The sequence below is a fragment of the Plantactinospora sp. WMMB782 genome, assembly GCF_049179135.1.
Classification (GTDB): Bacteria; Actinomycetota; Actinomycetes; order Mycobacteriales; family Micromonosporaceae; genus Plantactinospora.
In genome coordinates this window covers 5,615,308-5,635,845 of sequence record NZ_JBMHMC010000007.1, presented here as the reverse complement: position 1 = coordinate 5,635,845, position 20,538 = coordinate 5,615,308, and the positions used below count along the sequence as shown (strand labels likewise).

Here is a 20,538-nt window from a genome sequence, read left to right as displayed (position 1 = left end):
TCGGGTCAGCGGGTCAGCGGGTCAGCGGGTCAGCGGGTCAGCGGGTCAGCGCAGCCCGTTGCGGATCGCCACCGTCACCAGCCGCTCCGGATAGTCGGTGATTATGCCGTCCACCCCGAGGTCGATCACCCGCTGCATCACCGCCGGGTCGTCCACCGTGTACGGCACCACCTTCAGCCCGTACCGGCGTTGCAGGTCGGCCACGGTCGGGCCGTGGAAGTACGCCGGGTCCTGCCGCAGGTACCAGTCGGCGGACGGCACCGTGCCCTGGGCCGGGTCGTGCACCTGCCAGTTGGCCGAGACCGTGCCGGCGCCGGCCGCCCGGACCAGCCTGCCGAGGTCCCGGTAGCGCCACCAGTCCAGCCCGGCGGTCCAAGGGCTGCGCACCGAGGGGTCGTGGTAGACGGCCCGCAGCGAGCACTCGTCGGCCAGGCTGGCGCACTCGGCCGGGCCGTACTGCCAGACCAGGGCGACGGTCTCGATCCGCCGGTTCAGCTGCCGGGCGTAGGTGATGGTGCGCCAGTCGAAGGACTGGATCGTCACCCGGTCGACGAAGCCGGCCCGCTCCACCGCCCGGACCAGCTTCGCGGTGAAGCTGCGGTACGGCTCGGTGTCGGCCACCAGCGGGCTGAGCTTCGTCTCGACGTTCAGCCGGACGTCCCGGCGCCCGCTGCGGCGCACCAGGTCGAGGACCTCCTCCAGGGTGGGGATCCAGGCACCCGGCGCGGCGACCTGCTCCGGCAGCTCCGGTACGGTCTTCGTGCCGCAGTCGAGGGTCCGGAGCTGGCTGAGCGTGAGGTCGTGCACCCGCTTGCCGACGTACGGGAACGCCGGGTCGCCCGGCCGGGCCGGTGCGGTGTCGACGCAGTGACTGCCGTTGACGGTACGGTCGTGCAGCACCACCAGGTGACCGTCCCGGGTCACCCCGGTGTCCAGTTCCAGCGTGGAGATCGCCGGGTTGGCCAGCGCGTTGGCGAAGGCGGGCAGGGTGTTCTCCGGCCGGGTGGCCCGACCGCCCCGGTGTGCCTGGATGTCGAACGGTGCGGCGTACCCCTTCGGCAGCGCGATCCGGCGCTCCGCCAGCACGGTACGCAGCCGGTCCGGGTAGTCGGTGATGCCGTCCACCCCGTCGTCGATCAGCTTCGCCATCGTCGGCACGTCGTCGACGGTCCACGGCACCACCTTGATGCCGAAGCGGTGCGCGTGCGCCACCATCTCCCTGGTCACGTACGGCCGGTAGCCCGGGTCGGTGACCGTGCCGTTCTGCGGGAAGCCGTGCACCGGCGAGAAGGCGGTGGCGCCGAAGGTCCTGATCGCCCTGATCGGGTCGCCGTCGAAGTCGTCGATGTCGAGGCCGCCGAGCCACGGCGAGGCACCGGGCTGCCCGGTCTGCAGGAAGTCGTGGTTGGTGAGCGCCACCAGCGGCAGCCGGGGCTCGACCTGGCGCATCCGCATCAGGGCACCCCAGTCGAAGCTCTGGACCGTGACCTGCCGCAGCAGCCCGGCGGCCCGGACCTCGGCCGCGGTGAGCTGCACGAACTGCTCCCGGGGCGCGGTCTCGGCCGGCGCGCCGGCCTCCACCTTGGTCTCCACGTTGAGCATGACGTCGTCGGCCCGGTAGCGCTTGACGAGCGCGAAGACCTCGCGCAGCAGCGGCATCCGGGCCCCGGGTACGGCGAGCTGTCCCGGCTTGTCCGGCAGCGTCTTCGTACCGCAGTCGAGGGTACGCACCTGGGCCAGGCTCAGCGTGTTGACGTACCTGCCGACGTACGGGTACTCGGCGTCGCCGGGGGTGGCCGGGCCGGTGTCGACGCACTTCGTACCGCTGACCCGGCGGTCGTGGGTGACCACCAGTTGCCGGTCCTCGGTCACCTGCACGTCCAGTTCGAGGGTGCGGACCCCGAGCTGGAGCGCGTTGCCGAACGAGGCGAGGCTGTTCTCCACCCGCAGGCCGAGCCCGCCCCGGTGTGCCTGTAGGTCGAAACTCCGCCGGGAGTCCGGTCGGTGGCGCTCGTCCGCCTGGACGCCGGTGGGCGTCCCGGCCAGTACGGCCGCCGTCACCAGCAGCGCGCCGATCAGTTGGCGCCGTCGGGACATCGGTTATCACCTGTTCCAGTGTGGTGCCCCGGGTCCGTTCTACCTGGCCCCGGTGCGGTGTCGAGGGTCGCGCCGGGTCCGGCCCGGCGATCGGGCACAGCATCACGAGGGCCGGCGGCCGGTAGGCGTGCGCGGGGCGACATCGGCGTGAACCGGGGGCGACGGCCGGCCCCGGATCGGACGATCCGGTGGTGATGTCCGGCCCGGTCGTCCCACCCGCCGTCCGCCGAACCGGCCGCAGCGCCGCGGGCAGGGCGGACACTGTCCACTTTTCGATCGACCCAGCCCAATTTGACACGCAGCCCGGTGTTGTGTCTCGGCTACAATGAGCCGCGACCACGTCACCCAACCACCACGGGGAGGGGTTGTGATGAGCCCGGTGGGTCCAGCGGTCGGCGCGGCGGCCGGTGCGATCGGCGCCGCCGTCGCAGCCGTCATCGGCCAGATCAATGTGGAGATCGACGGCCTGGCGAGCGCGGCCGCCGCGATGCGCGAGGAGCTCAAGGAGGGCTACCGCACGCAGGTGCCGCCGGTGCACGTCGCCATGCAGCAGGGTGCGACGATCGGTGACCAACTGGAGGGCGACGACTGGCTGCACCTCCAGGAGCGCTACGACGAGTGCATCCAGAAGAGCCTGGAGGCACTGGTCAACCTGGATCTGGGCACCCAGGCGGTGGCGGAGGCGGCCGAGCAGATCGCCACCAACTACCGCGGCTCCGACGCCTTCGCACACGCCACCGTGAGCGACGTACACGAGGTCCTGCCGCCGGTCGAGCAGAGTGGACGGCAGGCGGAGGCACGTCCCGCCAGCCCGGCGAGCCCGACAGGAGGCGCCGACAATGGCTGAGGAATACATCCCGCGCCTGTGGCGGCTGGTCGAAGCGGCACAGCAGCGGCTCCAGCCGAGCCGGGAGCAGGTCTCCGCCTGGGAGCGGACGTCGAGCATGCTGGGCGGCCACGCCACCAGGTTGCAGGCCTGCCGCAACCAGCTCGCCACGCTCTGGCCGCCGGAGCAGAACGCGGCCTCGGCGGCGTACATGGCCGAGCTGGACCGGCTGATCGAGGCGAGCCGGCAGACGTCGACGGCGGCGCAGAACAACGCCACCCACGTCGGGCACGTCGCGGACGCCATCGAGCAGGCCCGGACCAAGCTGGAGCCGATCTACCGGGAATACCTGGAGAACCAGCGGAAGCTGGCCGACTACCAGCGGCAGGTCGAGCTGGCCGGCGACGTCGGCGGAACGGTCGGCGGGGCCGCCGCGTCCCGCTTCGGCCTGACCGCACTCGGGCAGAAGGCCGGTGACTTCCTCGGCGAAGGCGCGATGAAGGTGCTCACCGACCCGCCGGTGAGCGACGCCCAGCAGGCGGCGCTTGTCGCCCGGGCCCGTGCCGTGCAGGTGGAGGTGGACGGCGCGGCGCGGGACGGCAGCGGCCGGATCCAACCGCCGCCGGAGTATGTCCCGCCACCAATCAACAAAGAAGGCCGCATACGGCATCCTGACGACGACTCCGACGGCACGATCCGACCGCCGGTCGTCAACCCGCCGCCGCGCCGCCGGGGTGAGGTTCCGGACAACCGCCCCGGCTACGTCGACGGAACGCCGCCGCCGAACATCCACGCGGAGGTGACCCCGGAACAGGTCGGTCCGCCGCCGAGCTACCCGGTGGACGACGGACCGAGTTTGACCGGCGTCGCCCCGCCGACCACCGCTCCGCCGCCCGTGGCTCCGGTCCCACCCGGCCCGCCGGTGCCCGCGCCCGGGCCGGTTCCACCGCCGGTCGTTCCGCCGACCATCGGCGTTCCGCCCGGTCTCGGCGGGCCGCCGGGCACTGGCCCGGGACTCGGCGTCGGACCGCGTGGCCCCGGCGGACCGGGCAAGGTCGGCCCGCTCGGCGGGGGCCCGACCGGTGGTGTACCGCCGGGCGGCGTGATTGGTGGCCGGCCCGGTGGTGGCCCTGGTGGGGTACCCGGCGTTGCCGGCGCACCCCGCTCGGGCGGCGTACCCCGGGGAGTCAATCCGGTCGGCGGCGTGATCGGGCCGCAGGGTGGCCGCCCCGGGGCGGCCGGCGGCGGTCGGCCCGGCGCCTCCGGCGGGGTCGGCGCCGTACCGGGCGGCGGAAGGTCGGGTGCCCGCCGACCGGGCGCGGGCGGCGGCACCTCGGGTACGCCGGGTGCGATCGGCGGAGCACGGGGTCGCCGTGATCCGGAGAATCCCGAGCAGAAGAAGTGGGATCCCGACAACCCGTGGGAGATCGAGCAGGGCGTCGCCCCAGAGATCGAGCCGAACCGGGACATCGACCGGCACGAGCCCGGAAGCGGGATCCTCGGGAAGGACCGGTGACGGGAAGCGCCAGGTTTTCCACCCGGCTGTCGCGCTGGTGCGCGGCAGCCGTGTGCGGCCTGCTCGTGGTGCCGCTCGGTGCGCCCGCAGCGCTGGCGGACGCAGCCCGGGACCGGCAGTGGCACCTGCGGGCGCTCGACGTCGCCGACGTGCACCGGATCAGCCAGGGCACCGGGGTCGTGGTGGCCCTGGTGGACACCGGTGTACGGGCCGACCACAAGGACCTGACCGGCAACATCCTGCCCGGTGTCGACGTGACCGGCGCGGGGACCGACGGGCGGCAGGACACCAACGGTCACGGCACAGCGATGGCAGGACTGATCGCGGGGCACGGGCACGGTCCAGGCAACGCCGACGGCGTGCTCGGGATCGCCCCCGAGGCCAAGATCCTGCCCGTACGCAGCTCGCGGACCAAGGTCGGTGCCGGTGACGACCTGCCGCGAGCGATCCGGGAGGCGGTCCGTCGTAAGGCGAGGGTGCTGTCGCTGTCACTCGCGGCCGGCGCCGGCGAGGCCCTCAAACAGGCTGTCGAGGAGGCGCAGGCCGCGGACATCGTCTTGGTCGCCGCAGTCGGCAACCGTCCGGACGACGCGTTCGTCGCTTATCCGGCGGCCTATCCGGGGGTGCTCGCCGTCGGCGCGAGCGGACGGGACGGCAAGATAGCCCCGATCAGCGTCACCGGCGACAAGGTCGGGCTCGTCGCGCCCGGGGTGGACATCGCCTCCACGAGCCGAACCGGGGCCTACCAGGTCAGCGAGGGGACAAGCGACGCCACGGCGATCGTGGCCGGCGCCGCCGCCCTGGTCCGGGCGAAGTATCCGGACCTCTCCGCCGCCGAGGTGATACATCGGCTCACCGCGACCGCCACCGACCGGGGCCCCCGGGGCCACGACCCCGAGTACGGCCACGGCGTGCTCAACCTCGTCGAGGCGCTGACCGCCGACGTCCCGCCGGCCGGAGCGCAGCCCAGCACCAGACCGAGTCCGACGGGAGAGGCGTCGTCACCGGCCGTGGCCCTGCCACCGCCCGGTGACGGGTCCACCGGTGTCAAGCTCAGTCCTGCCGCGTACGCCCTGGGTGGGCTCTGCCTGCTTGTGGTGCTGGCCGGTGCCGGTGTGCTCGGCTGGTTGCTGGTGCGCGCCCGGCGCCGTCGAGGCGGCACTGGGCCGCCCCGCTCCGACCATCCGTCGCCGGTGAATCCCGCCGTTGGCGGGCGGCATCCCGGACCGCCACACGGATATCCGGCAGCGCCACCGTACTCACCCGGCCCCACGCCAGCACCGCCGTATCCACCCGGTCCTGCGGCGGCGCCGCCATACCGGTCCGGGCCTCCGGCAGCGCCGGGTGGCTACCCGTCCGGCTACGGGCCGCCCGGGCAGGCACCGCCCGGACCGGGGTACCCGCCCGGTCAGGCACGATCCTGACGGGTGTTCCCGCCGGGCGGGCGCCTTCGGTGACGATCGCGGCGTCGGCGTCGGCGTCGGCGTCGGCGTCGCCGTCGTCGTCGCCGTCGGCCTCGGCTAACTGGTCGCTACCAGCCGGGGAGAAGCTGCCGCCGGGGAGTCGCCGCCGGGAGCCGGGAGTTCGGGGCGGGCCCTTCGCCGGACAGTCTCCCGGCCGAGGGCTCGGCGGACGTCGTCGGATCGAGCAGGCGTAACGTCCTGCGGATGGGACGGGACCGGGCGGCGGAGTGGGCGGAGCAGCGACGGCAGGCGATCGTCGCGCGGGCCGGGGCCGAGCAGCGCCGCCGGGAGGCGGAACAGCAGGAGGCCGGGCAACTCGTAGCCGAGTTCGTCGCCGAGGCCCTGGCTCGAGGACTGCGGCAGACCAGGCTCACCGCGCTCGCCTACAACGGTCGTACCCGCTACCGCACCGGCCTCACCGGCTGGTACGTGGACCTCGCCCGGATCCACGCGGTGGACGCCGCCGGGAACTTCTACCTGCTGACCGTGCCGGCCAGCCTGCGGGCCCGGCTCGCCGGGACGACGCTCCAGCCACAGCCGGCGAAACTTGTCGTCGGCGAGGGCGGGCCGGACGGCCAGTCGATGCCGCTGGCCGCGCTGCTACGCAGGCGGCTCGACGCCGGGGACCGGTGGCCCGAGACCGAATCAGCACCAGCGACGTCCTGACCCCGAACGGGGCGATCACGAGGCGCTGGAGCTGGTTGGTTCGCTCGCCGATCCCCGCTCGGAAGGCGCCCGCTCCGGGCTCCGGACCGGGGTCAGGCGCTCTTCAGGACGTCGGTGATCAGGGCCTGTGCCTCCTCCTGGAGCCGGCTGAGGTGCTCCGGCCCACGGAACGACTCCGCGTAAATCTTGTAGACGTCCTCGGTGCCGGACGGGCGGGCGGCGAACCAGCCGGACTCGGTGCCGACCTTCAGCCCGCCGATCGCCGCGCCGTTGCCCGGTGCCTCGGTCAGGGTCGCGGTGATCGGTTCGCCGGCCAGCTCGGTGGCGGTGACCTGGTCCGGGGAGAGCCGCCCGAGCACGGCCTTCTGTTCCCGGTCGGCCGGCGCGTCGATCCGGGCGTACGCCGGCTCGCCGAACCGGGACACCAGGTCGGCGTAGTGCTCGCTCGGGGTACGCCCGGTCACCGCGATGATCTCGGCGGCCAGCAGGCAGAGCAGGATGCCGTCCTTGTCGGTCGTCCAGGTCCGGCCGTCACGGGCCAGGAAGGACGCCCCGGCGCTCTCCTCGCCGCCGAAGCCGACCGAGCCGTCGAGCAGCCCCGGCACGAACCACTTGAAGCCGACCGGAACCTCGAGCAGCTTCCGGCCGAGGTCCTCGGCGACCCGGTCGATCATCGAGGAGGAGACCAGGGTCTTGCCGACCGCCGCTTCGGCGGACCAGTCGGGCCGGTTGCCGAAGAGGTAGGAGATGGCCACCGCGAGGTAGTGGTTCGGGTTCATCAGGCCACCGTCCGGGGTGACGATGCCGTGCCGGTCGGCGTCGGCGTCGTTGCCGGTGGCGACCTGGTAGTCGGCACGCCTGGCGATCAGCGAGGCCATCGCGTGCGGGGACGAGCAGTCCATCCGGATCTTGCCGTCCCAGTCCAGGGTCATGAACCGCCAGGTCGGGTCGACAAGCGGGTTCACCACGGTCAGTTCCAGGCCGTGCCGGTCGGCGATCTCGCCCCAGTACGCCACGCTGGCTCCGCCCAGCGGGTCCGCGCCGATCCGCACCCCGGCGGCGCGTACGGCGGCGAGGTCGAGCGCCGAGGGCAGGTCGTCGACGTACTCGGCGAGGAAGTCGTACCGGCCGGTGGTGTCGGCGGCGCGGGCCCGGGCGTACGGGACCCGCTTCACCTCGCGCAGGTCGTCGGCCAGCAGCGCGTTCGCCCGGTCCTGGATCCACCTGGTCGCATCGGTGTCGGCCGGCCCGCCGTGCGTCGGGTTGTACTTGAACCCGCCGTCCGACGGCGGGTTGTGCGAGGGAGTGATCACGATCCCGTCGGCGAGCCCGCCGGCGCGCCCCGAGTTGTGGCCGCGCCCCGAGTTGTGCCGGAGTACGGCGTGCGACAGTGCCGGCGTCGGGGTGTAGCCGTCCCGGCTGTCGACGAGCACCGTCACCTCGTTGGCGGCCAGCACCTCCAGGGCGCTCACCATCGCCGGCTCGGAGAGCGCGTGCGTGTCCCGGGCCAGGAACAGCGGCCCGTCGACGCCGTGCTGCCGCCGGTATTCGCAGGTCGCCTGGGTGATGGCCAGGATGTGCCACTCGTTGAACGCGGCCCGCAGGCTCGACCCGCGGTGCCCGGAGGTGCCGAACGAGACCTGCTGCGCCGGGTCGGCCGGGTCGGGCCGCTCGGCGTAGTACGCGGTGACGAGCCGGGGCACGTCCACCAGGTCCTCGGGCTCGGCGGGCTGGCCGGCGCGGGCGTGTACCGACATCTGACCTCCTACTGACACGGTGCGGGGCACGGCAGTCCGGTGCTGCCGGCTGCGGCGACGGTGGTCGACCGCGCGGTGGCGGCCGGCCGGGTCACGGTGGGCGGGTCAGGGCTCGACGCGCTGCCCCTTGCCGATGACCACGATGCCACGGTCGGAGACCGTGTACCGCTCACGGTCGCGATCGAGGTCCACGCCGATCTCCGCGCCCTCGGGCACCACCACGTTCTTGTCGAGGATGGCGTTGCGGACCACGGCGTGCCGGCCGATCTCCACTCCCTCCATCACCACCGAGCCTTGCACGTGGGCCCAGGAGTGCACCCGGACATTCGGCGAGACGACGGAGTTCTCCACGAGCGCGCCCGAGATCACCACCCCGGGGGAGATCATCGACTCCACCGCCCGGCCGACCCGCTCCTCCAGGTCGTGCACGAACTTGGCCGGCGGCCACGGCGGGTGGTCGGTGTAGATCGGCCACTCGTAGTTGTAGAGGTTGAATACCGGGTGTACGGCGATCAGGTCCATGTGCGCGTCGTAGAACGAGTCGAGCGTCCCCACGTCCCGCCAGTACGCCCGGTCCCGGTCGGTGCTGCCCGGCACCTCGTTGTCGCGGAAGTCGTAGACGTTCGCCTCGCCCCGTTCGACGAGCATCGGGATGATGCTGCCGCCCATGTCGTGCTTGCTGGCCTTGTCGGCCGCGTCGGTCTCCACCGCCTCGCAGAGCACCTTCGTGCTGAAGACGTAGTTGCCCATCGACGCGTAGATCTCGTCGGGCGCGTCCGGCAGGCCCCTGGCGTCGGTCGGTTTCTCCCGGAAGGCCTGGATCCGTCGGCCGTCCGAGCCGACCTCGATCACGCCGAACTGGTCGGCGGTGGCGAGCGGCTGCCGGATGCCGGCGACGGTCACCCCGGCGCCGGAGGCGATGTGCTGTTCGAGCATCTGCCGGGGGTCCATCCGGTAGATGTGGTCGGCACCGAAGACGATGACGTAGTCCGGCTGCTCGTCGTTGATCAGGTTGAAGCTCTGGTAGATCGCGTCGGCGGAGCCGGCGAACCACCACGGCCCGCGTCGCTGCTGCGCGGGTACCGGTGTCACGTAGTTGCCGAGCAGGTTCGACATCCGCCAGGTCTTCGTGACGTGCCGGTCCAGCGAGTGCGACTTGTACTGCGTCAGCACGACGATCTTGAGAAACCCGCCGTTGGCCAGGTTGGACAGCACAAAATCGATCATCCGGTACATGCCGCCGAACGGCACGGCCGGCTTGGCCCGGTCCGCGGTCAGGGGCATCAGTCGCTTGCCCTCTCCTCCGGCCAGGACGATGGCGAGGACCTTGGCTGACATGTCCCGACGGTAACGGAGCGGGCCGTCCGCCGCACAGGGCTCGTCGGCTTCGTCCCACCAAGATCTTCACCGCCCGGTTCGTCCACCTTCGTGCCGCCGCCACCAGACCCGGCCGCCGGGACTACCGGTCGAGTGCGGCGGCCGCCGCGGAGGCGACGCTGTCGGCCAGGATGCCGAGCGGTCGGGAGTCGAGCCGCCACTGCTGCCAGTAGAGCGGGACCTCGACCACCGCGGCCGGGTCGATCGGCACCACGCTGCCGGCCGGGCACCGCTCGATCTGCTGGGGCGGCATCATCCCCCAGCCGAGGCCGAGCCGGATCGCCTCCGGAAAGTCCCCCGAGGAGGGCAGGTAGCTGCGTGGCGGGTTCCACTCGCGGCGGGAACGCCGCCGCAGGTAGCAGTCCTGGAGGTCGTCCCGGCGGTCGAAGACGACCATCGGGGCGCGGGCCAGGGCGTCGGGCGTCGGGCCCTCCGGCAGCCAGGTCCGGACGTACTCCGGACTGGCCATCGGCCGGTAGGACATCCGGCCGAGCGGGCGTACCGAACAGCCCTGCACCGGGCGGGACTCCGAGGTGATCGCCGCCATCACCGTACCCCGGCGGAGCAGTTCGGCCGAGTGGTCCTGGTCCTCGCGGTAGACGTCGACACAGATCCGCTGCCGGACGGCGTCGGCCAGCGCCGGGAGTACCCAGATGTTCAGCGAGTCGCTGTTGACAACGATCGGGATCCGGCTGAACTCCGCCGGCTCCGCCGAGTCCTGGCCCAGCTCCCGCAACGCGTCGGTGGCGAGCAGCGCGACCTGGCGGGCCAGCCGCAGCACGACCCGTCCCGAGGGGGTCGGGCGGGCCGGCTTGCCGCGCTCGATCAGCACCCGGCCGACGGTGCTCTCCAGCGCTTTCATCCGCTGGCTCACCGCCGAGGGGGTGACGTGCAGCCGCCGGGCGGCCGCCTCGAACGAGCCGTCGTCCACGACGGCGACGAAGGTGCGCAGTTGCTCGAGCTGGAGATCCACGTAAGAGATGCTAACGAACCCTAAGAATCTTTAGCTGGAGCGTGGGTCGCCGGTTTCCTAGGGTCGGAGCCGTGATCCTCTCCTCCGCCGCTCCCCAGACCGGCCTGGTGCCCGTGCTCGTCACCGGCTTCGGGGTCGGCCTCTCCCTGATCGTGGCGATCGGCGCCCAGAACGCGTACGTGCTCCGCCAGGGCGTACGCGCCGAGCACGTACTGCCGATCGTGGCGATCTGCGCCCTCTCGGACGCGCTGCTGATCCTGGCCGGCATCAGCGGGATCGGGGCGGTGGTCGAACGCGCCCCGGTCGCGCTCACCGTGTTCCGCTGGGCCGGCGCCGCCTTCCTGGTCGGCTACGGCCTGCTCGCCGCCCGCCGGGCCTTCGGCACGCAGAGCCTCGCGGCCGGTGCCGGCACCGCCGGCTCGACCCTGCGCACGGCGGTACTCACCGTGCTGGCGATGACCTGGCTCAACCCGCACGTCTACCTGGACACCGTCCTGCTGCTCGGCTCGATCGCCAACACGCACGGCGGGTCCGGGCGCTGGTCGTTCGGGGCCGGTGCCGCGCTGGCCAGCGTCGTCTGGTTCACCGCCCTCGGTTACGGAGCCCGGCTGCTCGGCCGGGTCTTCGCCCGCCCGGCCGCCTGGCGGGTACTGGACGCCCTGATCGCCCTCACCATGGTCACCATCGGGGTCAGCCTGGTCCTGGAGACCTGACCCGACGCCCGCCGTCCGAGTGGATGACGTCCGACGCCCGGGTGGATCAGGCCGGGTGGATCAGGCCGGGTGGGTCGGGTGGCGCGGAGCGGGCGGAGTGGGGCGGGCTGGGCTAGGGTGCCGGCTGTGATCGAAGACGCGCCCGACACCCGGCGGCTCCGGGTCGACCTGCTGACCCGGGAGTACCCGCCGGAGGTGTACGGCGGGGCGGGGGTGCACGTCGAGTACCTCGCCCGGGAACTGCGGTCCCGCGCCGACACCCGGGTGCACTGCTTCGGCGCACCGCGCCAGCCCCCGTACGCCGAGTCGGGTGTCACCGCCTACCCGGAGCCGGCCGAGCTGTCCCACGCGAACCCCGCACTGCGCACCATGGGCGTCGACCTGGCGATGGCGGCCGGTACCGCCGGCACCGACGTGCTGCACAGCCACACCTGGTACGCCAACCTCGCCGGCCACGTCGGCAAGCTGCTGCACGGGGTGCCGCACGTGGTGACCGTGCACAGCCTGGAGCCGCTGCGGCCGTGGAAGGCCGAGCAGCTCGGCGGCGGCTACGCGCTCTCCTCCTGGTGCGAGCGGACCGCGCTGGAGGCCGCCGACGCGGTGATCGCAGTCTCCGCCGGGATGATGCGGGACCTGCTGGCGGCCTATCCGGCGGTGTCTCCGGAACGGGTCCGGGTGGTGCACAACGGCATCGACACCCACCAGTACTCCCCCGACCCCGGCACCGACGTGCTGGCGCGGCTCGGCGTCGACCCGGACCGGCCGAGCGTGACCTACGTCGGCCGGATCACCCGGCAGAAGGGCCTGCCGTACCTGCTCCGGGCCGCCCGCCGGCTGCCGGCGGAGGCCCAGCTGGTGCTGCTGGCCGGCGCACCGGACACCGCCGAGATCGCCGCCGAGGTGGAGGAGTTGGTAGCCGGGTTGCGCGGCAGCCGGGAGGGCGTGGTCTGGGTCGCCGAGATGCTGCCCAAGCCCGAGGTGATCCAGATCCTCAGCCACAGCACCGTCTTCGTCTGCCCCTCGGTCTACGAGCCGATGGGCATCGTCAACCTGGAGGCGATGGCCTGCGAGACGGCGGTGGTGGCGACCGCGACCGGCGGCATCCCCGAGGTGGTCGCGGACGGCTCGACCGGCCTGCTGGTGCCGATCGCCCAGGCCGCCGACGGCACCGGCACCCCGCTGGACCCGGATCGCTTCGTCGCCGACCTGGCCGACGCGATCACCGAACTGCTCACCGATCCGGGACGGGCCGTCGAGTTCGGCCGCGCCGGCCGGCGCCGGGCGGTCGAGCACTTCTCCTGGGACGCCATCGCCGACCGCACCATGACCGTCTACCGCGAAGCCCTCGCCGCCCGCTGACCATCTCCGTGATCCGCACGATCAGGTAGCGTTCGGCTCGCCCCGGCCGGCCGGACGCTCCCTGATCACCCGGTCAGCCGGCGAGGGCCGACGGGTGGGGGTCGTCCGGCGGGCGGGTGGCGATCATTGCCAGTAGGTTGGCAGGGTGAGTGGACGGATCCCGATCGAGGACGTGACGCCGTCCGTGGCCTGTGGTCGATACCCTGCCAAGGCGGTGGTGGGCGAACTGGTCCCGGTGACCGCGCGGTCGTACCGGGAGGGGCACGCGGCGATGGGCTGCCAGGTCGCCTGGCGCGGCCCGGACGGCGCGCCGCGGCCGGTGGTCCGGATGCGGCCCGGCCCGAACTTCGACGACCGGTGGCACGCCGCCATCCGCCCCGACGCCGTGGGCGAGTGGAGCTTCACCGTGCAGGCGTTCGAGGACCCCTATCTGACCTGGCGCGACGCCGTGGTGAAGAAGATCGACGCCGGGCAGGGTGCCACCGAGTTGGCGAACGACCTGGCCGAGGGCGCCGAACTGCTGGACCGGGCCGCCGAGGGCGTACCCGAAGCGGAGTCGGACCGGGTCCGGGAGGCCGCCGCCGCGCTGCGCGACGGTGACCGGCCGGTGCCGGAGCGGGTCTCGCCGGCTCTGGACCTGGCCGGCCTGCTCTGGGCGCATCCGGTCCGGACGCTGCTGACAAGCGCGCCGGCCATGCCGATCTGGGTGGACCGGCAGCGGGCCCTCTTCTCCGCCTGGTACGAGTTCTTCCCGCGCTCCGAGGGTGCGGTGCTGGCCGCCGACGGGCAGCCGGCCCGGTCCGGGACCTTCCGCACCGCCGCGGAGCGGCTGCCCGGGGTCGCCGCGATGGGCTTCGACGTGCTCTACCTGCCGCCGATCCATCCGATCGGCCGGGTCAACCGGAAGGGCCGGAACAACACCCTGGTCGCCGAGCCGGACGACGTCGGCTCGCCGTGGGCGATCGGCGCGGCCGAGGGCGGGCACGACGCCATCCACCCCGACCTGGGTACCGTCGACGACTTCCGGTCGTTCGTCGCCGCCGCCCGGGAGGTCGGGCTGGAGGTGGCGATGGACCTGGCGTTGCAGGCCGCGCCGGACCATCCGTGGGTGACCGAGCACCCGGAGTGGTTCACCACCCGGGCGGACGGGACGATCGCGTACGCCGAGAACCCGCCGAAGAAATACCAGGACATCTATCCAATCAACTTCGACAACGATCCGGCGGGGATCCGGGCCGAGGTGTTCCGGGTGGTGCTGCACTGGGTCGGGCTGGGCATCAGGATCTTCCGGGTCGACAACCCGCACACCAAACCGTTCGACTTCTGGCACTGGCTGATCTGGGAGGTCAAGCGGCACGATCCGGACGTGCTCTTCCTGGCCGAGGCGTTCACCCGGCCGGCGGTGATGCACGGGCTCGGCAAGATCGGTTTCACCCAGTCGTACACCTACTTCGCCTGGCGGACCGGCACCGCCGAGCTGCGCGAGTACTGCGAGGAGCTGGTCGGGGCGGCCGACCACATGCGGCCGAACTTCTGGCCGAACACCCCGGACATCCTGCCGGAGCACCTCCAGCACTGCGGGCCGCCGATGTTCAAAATCCGGGCGATCCTGGCCAGCCTGCTCTCGCCCTCCTGGGGGATCTACGCCGGCTACGAACTCTTCGAGCACGTGGCCCGGCCGGGTGCCGAGGAGTACCTCGACAACGAGAAGTTCGAGCTGCGGCCCCGGGAGTGGGCGGCGGCCGAGGCGGAGGGGCGGTCGCTGGCCCCGTTCCTGGCCCGGCTCAACACGATCCGGCGGGACAACCCGGCCCTGCACCAGCTGCGCAACCTGGTCTTCCACGACATCGACAACCCGGCGCTGCTCTGCTGGTCGAAGCGGGACGAACGGACCGGCAACACGGTGCTGGTGGTCTGCTCCGTCGACCCCGGCCAGGTGCACTGGGGCAACACGGTGCTCGACATGCCGGCGCTCGGCCTCGACTGGCCCGAGCGGTTCGCCGTGCACGACGAGCTGACCGGCGAGCGCTACGACTGGGGGCAGCACAACGCGGTCCGGCTCGACCCGTTCGTCTCCCCCGCACACGTCTTCACCGTGCACCCCTACCGCGAAGGCGACGGGGTGGCAGACCGGGCCGGGGATGCCGAGGGGGACGCCGGGGCGGGAGGGCCGGGATGGACGAGCTGATCGCCGGTACGGCACACGACCCGCACGCCCTGCTCGGTGTGCACCCGGCGGACGGCCGGACGGTCGTCCGTACGCTCCGGCGGGGCGCCGGCACTGTCGAGCTGCTCGTCGACGGGGAACGGCAGCCGATGCGCCGGGTGCACGAAGAGGGGATCTTCGAGGCGACGGTGCCCGGTACGGTGCTGGACTACCGGGTGGTGGTGGACGGCGGTGAGCCGTGCGACGACCCGTACCGGCATCCGCCGACCGTCGGGGAACTCGACAGGCACCTGATCGCGGAGGGGCGGCACGAACGGCTCTGGACGGCGCTCGGCGCCCGGCCGGCGCCCGGCGGCGGGGTGGCGTTCGCGGTCTGGGCGCCGAACGCCCGCGGCGTCCGGGTGGTCGGCGACTTCACCGGCTGGGGCGCGCACCAGGGCTGGCCGATGCGTTCGCTCGGCAGCAGCGGAGTGTGGGAGATCTTCGTACCGGAGGCGACCGCCGGGCAGCGGTACAAGTTCCGGATCCTCGGCCGGGACGGGCAGTGGCGGGACAAGGCGGACCCGATGGCCCGGCACACCGAGGTGCCGCCGGCCACCGCCTCCGTGGTGTACACCTCCGGCTACCGGTGGTCCGACGGCGAGTGGCTGGCCCAGCGGGCCCGTCGGCAACCGCACCAGGAGCCGGTCAGCGTCTACGAGGTGCACCTCGGCTCCTGGCGGCCGGGCCTGTCCTACCGGGAGCTGGCCGACCAGCTCACCGGGTACGTGCTGGAGATGGGCTTCACGCACGTCGAGTTCCTGCCGGTGATGGAGCACCCGTTCGGCGGCTCCTGGGGCTACCAGGTGACCGGCTACTACGCCCCGACATCCCGGTTCGGCGACCCGGACGACTTCCGCCACCTGGTGGACCGGTTGCACGCCGCCGGCATCGGGGTGCTGCTGGACTGGGTGCCGGCGCACTTCCCGCGTGACGAGTGGGCGCTGGCCCGGTTCGACGGCACCCCGCTCTACGAGCACCCCGACCCGCGCCGCGGCGAGCACCCCGACTGGGGCACGTACGTCTTCGACTACGGCCGTCCCGAGGTCCGCAACTTCCTGGTCGCGAACGCGCTCTACTGGTGCGAAGAGTTCCATGTGGACGGTCTGCGGGTGGACGCGGTCGCCTCGATGCTCTACTTGGACTACTCCCGTAAGGACGGTGAGTGGCTGCCGAACCAGCACGGCGGCCGGGAGAACCTGGAGGCGATCGCGCTGCTCCAGGAGGTCAACGCGACCGTCTACCGCAGCCATCCGGGGGTGCTGATGGTGGCCGAGGAGTCGACCGCCTGGCCCGGGGTGACCCGGTCGACCGACACGGGCGGGCTGGGTTTCGGCTTCAAGTGGAACATGGGCTGGATGCACGACACCCTGAGCTACCTCGGCCGGGACCCGATCTACCGGCAGCACCACCACAACGAGCTGACCTTCTCCCTGGTGTACGCCTGGAGCGAGAACTACCTGCTGCCGATCAGCCACGACGAGGTGGTGCACGGCAAGGGGTCACTGCTCGGCAAGATGCCCGGCGACCGGTGGCGCAAGCTCGCCGGGGTACGCGCGCTGCTGGCGTACATGTGGGCGCATCCGGGCAAGCAGCTGCTCTTCATGGGCTGCGAACTGGGCGACGACCGGGAGTGGAGCGAGACCCGGGGGCTGGACTGGCGGCTGCTCGACGACCCCGGTCGGGCCGGCGTGCAGCGGCTGCTGCGCGACCTGAACCACGGCTACCGGGACAATCCGGCGCTCTGGTCCCAGGACACCGTACCGGCCGGGTTCCGGTGGATCGTCTCGGACGACTCCGGCAACAACACCCTGGCGTTCGTCCGGACCGCCGCCGACGGCTCGCCCCTGGTCTGCGTGGCGAACTTCGCCGCGCTGCCGCACGAGGGCTACCGGATCGGGCTGCCGACGGCCGGGCGCTGGTCCGAGATCCTGAACACCGACGCGGACTGCTACGGCGGCTCCGGGGTGGGCAACCTGGGCGCGGTCACCGCCGAGGAGCAGCCGTGGCACGGCCTGCCCGCCTCGGCGGCGCTGCGGGTGCCGCCGCTGGGCGTGCTCTGGCTACGCCCAGGCTGAGCGCCTGGCTCCGGCGCTGTCCGACCGGGGAACCGTGCGGGCATCCGGCGCACCGCCTGCCGGAGGACTGCTGGCTAACGGTTCCACCAGCGCCGGACGGTCCACCCCAGTGTCCGGGTGAACTGTTGCCACGATGCCGTCAGGCTCATGTCGGCGCTGCTGGGCGCGGCGACCCGCACCAGGGCGGTGTGCAGGTGTGGCAGCAGGCGTTCCGTGTTCGTGACGAGTTCGTCGCCGACCCGCCGGCAGACCCAGCGATAGCTCGTCCAGGACATCAGCAGGCCCCCGACGAGGACGGGCGTGGTGAGGCCCATGGCGACAAGGACCCATCTGGACGGGCCCCCGAAGTCCGCCGGGGCCATCAGGAACCCGATCACGCCGAAGACGAAGAAGACGTCCACCAGAAGATGACATCCGAGGATCGGCCACAGGCTTCGCCGGATCCGTGCCCTGTTCCGGAGCCAACGGAAGAAGCGACGGTCCTGCCCCCGTGCCCGCAACACGGCACCGACCCTTCCGATCCGGCCCAGCGTGGCCGTGACCGCCTCGATCTCCTGGCGTGACGTCCACCCCCGGGTACGGACGAGCCGCGAGGCGTCGGCGATCCGGCGCCGGGCACCCGACAGCCCGGCGGTCGTCTGCATCCTTCTCGCCATCCCGACCCCGAGCATGAAGACCGAGGCCACACCGACGAACGGAAGGATCGCGCCGAGCACCTGGATGAGCGGTTCTCCCTCGCCCGTCAGCAGGTTGATCCCCAGCCCGGCGAACACGCCACCGAGCGCGGCGCCGACCGGCAGGTGCACCGCTCCGTAGGCGACCTGCTGAGGGACCGAGTCGAGCTTACGTAGCTGACCGTGCAGTCCACGGTTGAACACCACGTCGAGGAGACCGGAGACGAGATAGCCGACGGCGCCCAGCAGGGCCACGGCGAACGCGGCCGTCACCAGTACGGTGACCACGGTGACGACCGGGGTGGAATCCGCCATGCGCGGCAGTCTACGAAGGACTTGGTCGGTCGGTCGCGGGTGCGGTGTCGAGGCGTGCTCCGGCGACGAACACCGCCAGCAGCGTCAGCGCGGCGACGGTGGCGGCGACCAGGAAGACCCCGCTCGGCGAGGTGGCCGCCTCTACCGGCCCGAACAGCAGCGGCGAGCCGAACTGGCCGGCGAAGGCGGCGGTGCCGAGCAGCGCGGCCGCCTGCCCGCGTCGGCCGGCCGGGGCCTGTTCGGCGACCAGCACCGTCAGGGCCGGCACGGCCAGCCCCATGCCGAAGCCGAAGAGGGCCGAGGCGACCAGTAGCACGATCGGCGACGCGCCGAGCGCGAAGACCAGCAGCGCCACCGTCCAGGCGCCGAAGGCGAGGCGCAGCAGGCCCGACCCGCCGAACCGGGCGCGGAGGTGGCCGAAGCGGAGCCCGGTAACGCTCATCGTGAGGGAGAGCAGCGCACTGAAGAACGCGACCCGGAGGCTGTCCCGGACACCGACCTCGGCCAGGCGTGGTGGCAGGAACACCAGTACCCCGTAGAGCAGCGCGGCGGCCACCGCCTGGAGCCCGTAGCCGACCAGCGCCACCGCTGCACCGCCTCGCCCGGCCGGTCCGGAGCGCCCGAGCGGCAGCGGTTCGGGGCGGACCGGTCCGGCCTGGCCCGAGCCGGCGGACGCCGGCACGTCCGGGACGGCAGGCGGGATCGTCGGGCGGGGCGCGGGAGCCGCAGCCGGCCGGGCCAGGCGCGTTCTCCGCGGTCCGTCGGAGCCCTCCGGCCTGACACGCCCCGATGTGGACAGTACTCGGAGGGTGACCACGCCGAGCGGGACACCGAGCAGGTAGACCGCGAACGGTGCCTGCCAGGAGATCGTGCCCAGGGCGCCGCCGAGCAGCGGCCAGAACACGCCGCCGAGGCTGATCGCGGTGGTGCGCCAGCCCATCATCCGGTCCCGGGCCGCCCCCGGCGCCAGGTCGAGCAGGCCGAGGGTGGTGCCGGCGAAGACGGCGGCGGCACCGATCCCGAACAGCAGGCGGCTGACGATCAGGGGTACGTAGTCGTCGAGCAGCAGGCCCGCGCCGCCGGCCACGCCGTACAGCGCGAGTCCGGCGGCGAGCGGGCCCGGCACACCCCACCGGTCGATCGCCCTGCCGACAAGCGGGCCGACGAGGGCCAGCGACAGGCCGTGTGCGGTCAGCACCAGTCCGGCGGCCCCGGGGCTGATCCCGAGGTCGGCGCGGAGCAACTCGACCACCGGTGCCAGCACCGCTCCGGCCAGCACGGTGAGGGTGGAGGCGAGCAGGAGTACCCAGAGTGGCCCGGCCGGCGGGCGCGACGGTCTGCCGTCGGCGGACGGTCGACCGGTGCGGACCGGCCGGACGGGGTGGTCGCCTGCGGCGCCGCGGGCTCTGCTGGTGGCCTGTTCGGGGCTGGTAGCCATGCCCAGAGGATCAACCCTCGACCTTTGTTGAGGTCAACCACGGTCCTCGTTGGGTCAATCACAGTCGACATCGACATGTAACAATGTCTGACGGTGGCCACCGTCCCCTGTCCGACCGCTGCCACGCCGGGCACCGCCACCCGTCCCGTCCCGTCGAACGGAGGAGGTATCACCATGCCGCGAGCGATCGGCCGGTCGGCGCTCGTATCCACCGCCGCCCTGCTCACCCTCGCCGCCCCGGCCGCACCCGCCCGAGCCGACACCGACACCGGCACCGGCCTTGCTGCGCAGGCGTTCGCCGCCGACAGCGGCGACAGCTGCCGGTTCGGTCTCGCCGAGGGAACCCTGGAGTTCCTGCCGATCTCGGCACCGCCCGGACTCGGCTCGGTGACCGTCACCGGTACCATCGCCGACCGCCCCTACGAGCGCGACCCCGGCCCGGTCTGCCGGGACGACGGCCTGTTCAGCTTCGTCACCTTCTACGCCTACGGCAACGGTCGACCGATCACCCAGAACTCGGCGAGGGTGGACAACGACATCGCCAAGTACAGCTTCCGGCTGGCCCCGCAGGTGCCGTCGACGGGCGTCGACACGGTCGTCGTGCAGGTCTGCCGGACCTCGAACACGAACGCCCCGACGCCGGTGCCGACCCCGGCCGGCTACTGCGGAACGCCCCAGGTCTACTCACTGCACTGGAGCTGACCGCCGGTAGTGGTCCGGGGCAGCGTCGGCGACCAGCCGCTGCCGATCGACCCGGTCCGGATCTGCCCGGACGACGGCTGGCTCACCACGCCAGCTACGCCGCCTACCGAGGAAAGACCAAGGTGGACGAGGCACGGGTACGGGCCGACAACGACGTCGTCCCGGTCACCGTCGGCCTCGCACCGAACACCCCACCCGTGGTGGACCCGGTCGTGGTGCGGATCCGTCGGGTTCCGACTGGTTCCCGGCTCCGCCCGATGTACTGCGGCACCCCGCAGGTGTACCGGCCCGGTGCGGTGGTGCCCCCTGTCCGATGACGACCGCTCCCGGGGTCGCCACCGGCCGGCGACCCCGGGACCTCGGGCAGGCAGCCGAGTT

The 20,538-nt window shown here is 72.6% G+C and carries 16 protein-coding genes; 10 read left to right on the top strand and 6 right to left on the bottom strand.

What is annotated here, in order from left to right:
• Positions 1 to 45: 45 nt before the first annotated feature.
• A complete protein-coding gene (locus ACN28A_RS27325) occupies positions 46 to 2,097 on the bottom strand; it encodes a glycerophosphodiester phosphodiesterase family protein (RefSeq protein ID WP_421399649.1) in 2,052 nt (683 codons plus the stop codon).
• A 370-nt stretch (positions 2,098 to 2,467) separates the two neighbouring features.
• On the opposite strand from ACN28A_RS27325, the gene ACN28A_RS27320 reads away from it, so the two are divergent.
• The 4 genes from ACN28A_RS27320 to ACN28A_RS27305 all read left to right on the top strand — a co-directional run bounded on the left by ACN28A_RS27320 (position 2,468) and on the right by ACN28A_RS27305 (position 6,568).
• Complete coding sequence (locus ACN28A_RS27320; protein ID WP_421399647.1) at positions 2,468 to 2,944, top strand: hypothetical protein; 477 nt, start codon at positions 2,468 to 2,470, stop codon at positions 2,942 to 2,944.
• Positions 2,937 to 4,439, top strand: coding sequence for a hypothetical protein (locus ACN28A_RS27315; RefSeq protein WP_421399645.1), 1,503 nt, complete (start codon positions 2,937 to 2,939; stop codon positions 4,437 to 4,439). Before ACN28A_RS27320 ends, ACN28A_RS27315 begins: the two co-directional genes overlap by 8 nt.
• A complete protein-coding gene (locus ACN28A_RS27310) occupies positions 4,436 to 5,863 on the top strand; it encodes a S8 family serine peptidase (RefSeq protein ID WP_421399643.1) in 1,428 nt (475 codons plus the stop codon). Before ACN28A_RS27315 ends, ACN28A_RS27310 begins: the two co-directional genes overlap by 4 nt.
• A 243-nt stretch (positions 5,864 to 6,106) precedes the next feature.
• Positions 6,107 to 6,568: a hypothetical protein gene (locus ACN28A_RS27305; RefSeq protein WP_421399640.1), complete on the top strand. Its 462-nt coding sequence runs from the start codon at positions 6,107 to 6,109 to the stop codon at positions 6,566 to 6,568.
• Between the two features lie 92 nt (positions 6,569 to 6,660).
• Here ACN28A_RS27305 and pgm read toward each other — a convergent pair whose 3' ends face one another.
• The 3 genes from pgm to ACN28A_RS27290 all read right to left on the bottom strand — a co-directional run bounded on the left by pgm (position 6,661) and on the right by ACN28A_RS27290 (position 10,675).
• Positions 6,661 to 8,325 carry a phosphoglucomutase (alpha-D-glucose-1,6-bisphosphate-dependent) gene (pgm, locus tag ACN28A_RS27300; protein WP_421399638.1) on the bottom strand — a complete coding sequence of 555 codons (1,665 nt, stop codon included), beginning with the start codon at positions 8,323 to 8,325 and terminating at the stop codon, positions 6,661 to 6,663.
• Between the two features lie 105 nt (positions 8,326 to 8,430).
• A complete protein-coding gene (gene glgC / locus ACN28A_RS27295; RefSeq protein ID WP_421399635.1) occupies positions 8,431 to 9,663 on the bottom strand; it encodes a glucose-1-phosphate adenylyltransferase in 1,233 nt (410 codons plus the stop codon).
• A gap of 121 nt (positions 9,664 to 9,784) precedes the next feature.
• Positions 9,785 to 10,675: a LysR family transcriptional regulator ArgP gene (locus ACN28A_RS27290; RefSeq protein ID WP_421399632.1), complete on the bottom strand. Its 891-nt coding sequence runs from the start codon at positions 10,673 to 10,675 to the stop codon at positions 9,785 to 9,787.
• Positions 10,676 to 10,779: 104 nt separating this feature from the next.
• Here ACN28A_RS27290 and ACN28A_RS27285 point away from each other — a divergent pair, with 104 nt between their 5' ends.
• The 4 genes from ACN28A_RS27285 (at position 10,780) to glgB (ending at position 17,031) form a co-directional block, all read left to right on the top strand.
• Positions 10,780 to 11,388 (top strand): LysE/ArgO family amino acid transporter, encoded by a 609-nt coding sequence (locus ACN28A_RS27285; RefSeq protein WP_421404670.1) that lies wholly within the window; start codon positions 10,780 to 10,782, stop codon positions 11,386 to 11,388.
• A 126-nt stretch (positions 11,389 to 11,514) separates the two neighbouring features.
• On the top strand, positions 11,515 to 12,747 hold the full coding sequence (glgA, locus tag ACN28A_RS27280; RefSeq protein ID WP_421399629.1) for a glycogen synthase: 1,233 nt from the start codon (positions 11,515 to 11,517) through the stop codon (positions 12,745 to 12,747).
• Between the two features lie 145 nt (positions 12,748 to 12,892).
• Positions 12,893 to 14,935: an alpha-1,4-glucan--maltose-1-phosphate maltosyltransferase gene (locus tag ACN28A_RS27275; protein WP_421399627.1), complete on the top strand. Its 2,043-nt coding sequence runs from the start codon at positions 12,893 to 12,895 to the stop codon at positions 14,933 to 14,935.
• Positions 14,923 to 17,031, top strand: coding sequence for a 1,4-alpha-glucan branching protein GlgB (gene glgB, locus ACN28A_RS27270; protein WP_421399624.1), 2,109 nt, complete (start codon positions 14,923 to 14,925; stop codon positions 17,029 to 17,031). Before ACN28A_RS27275 ends, glgB begins: the two co-directional genes overlap by 13 nt.
• 74 nt (positions 17,032 to 17,105) lie before the next feature.
• On the opposite strand, the gene ACN28A_RS27265 is transcribed toward glgB, so the two are convergent.
• Together ACN28A_RS27265 and ACN28A_RS27260 are read right to left on the bottom strand one after the other, a co-directional pair.
• Positions 17,106 to 18,020 (bottom strand): hypothetical protein, encoded by a 915-nt coding sequence (locus tag ACN28A_RS27265; protein WP_421399621.1) that lies wholly within the window; start codon positions 18,018 to 18,020, stop codon positions 17,106 to 17,108.
• Between the two features lie 10 nt (positions 18,021 to 18,030).
• On the bottom strand, positions 18,031 to 19,458 hold the full coding sequence (locus ACN28A_RS27260; RefSeq protein ID WP_421399618.1) for an MFS transporter: 1,428 nt from the start codon (positions 19,456 to 19,458) through the stop codon (positions 18,031 to 18,033).
• Positions 19,459 to 19,632: 174 nt separating this feature from the next.
• On the opposite strand from ACN28A_RS27260, the gene ACN28A_RS27255 reads away from it, so the two are divergent.
• On the top strand, positions 19,633 to 20,160 hold the full coding sequence (locus ACN28A_RS27255) for a hypothetical protein (RefSeq protein WP_421399616.1): 528 nt from the start codon (positions 19,633 to 19,635) through the stop codon (positions 20,158 to 20,160).
• A 122-nt stretch (positions 20,161 to 20,282) separates the two neighbouring features.
• The gene (locus ACN28A_RS27250; protein WP_421399613.1) at positions 20,283 to 20,477 is read left to right on the top strand and encodes a hypothetical protein; all 195 of its coding nucleotides are present in this window, start codon (positions 20,283 to 20,285) and stop codon (positions 20,475 to 20,477) included.
• Positions 20,478 to 20,538: the final 61 nt, after the last annotated feature.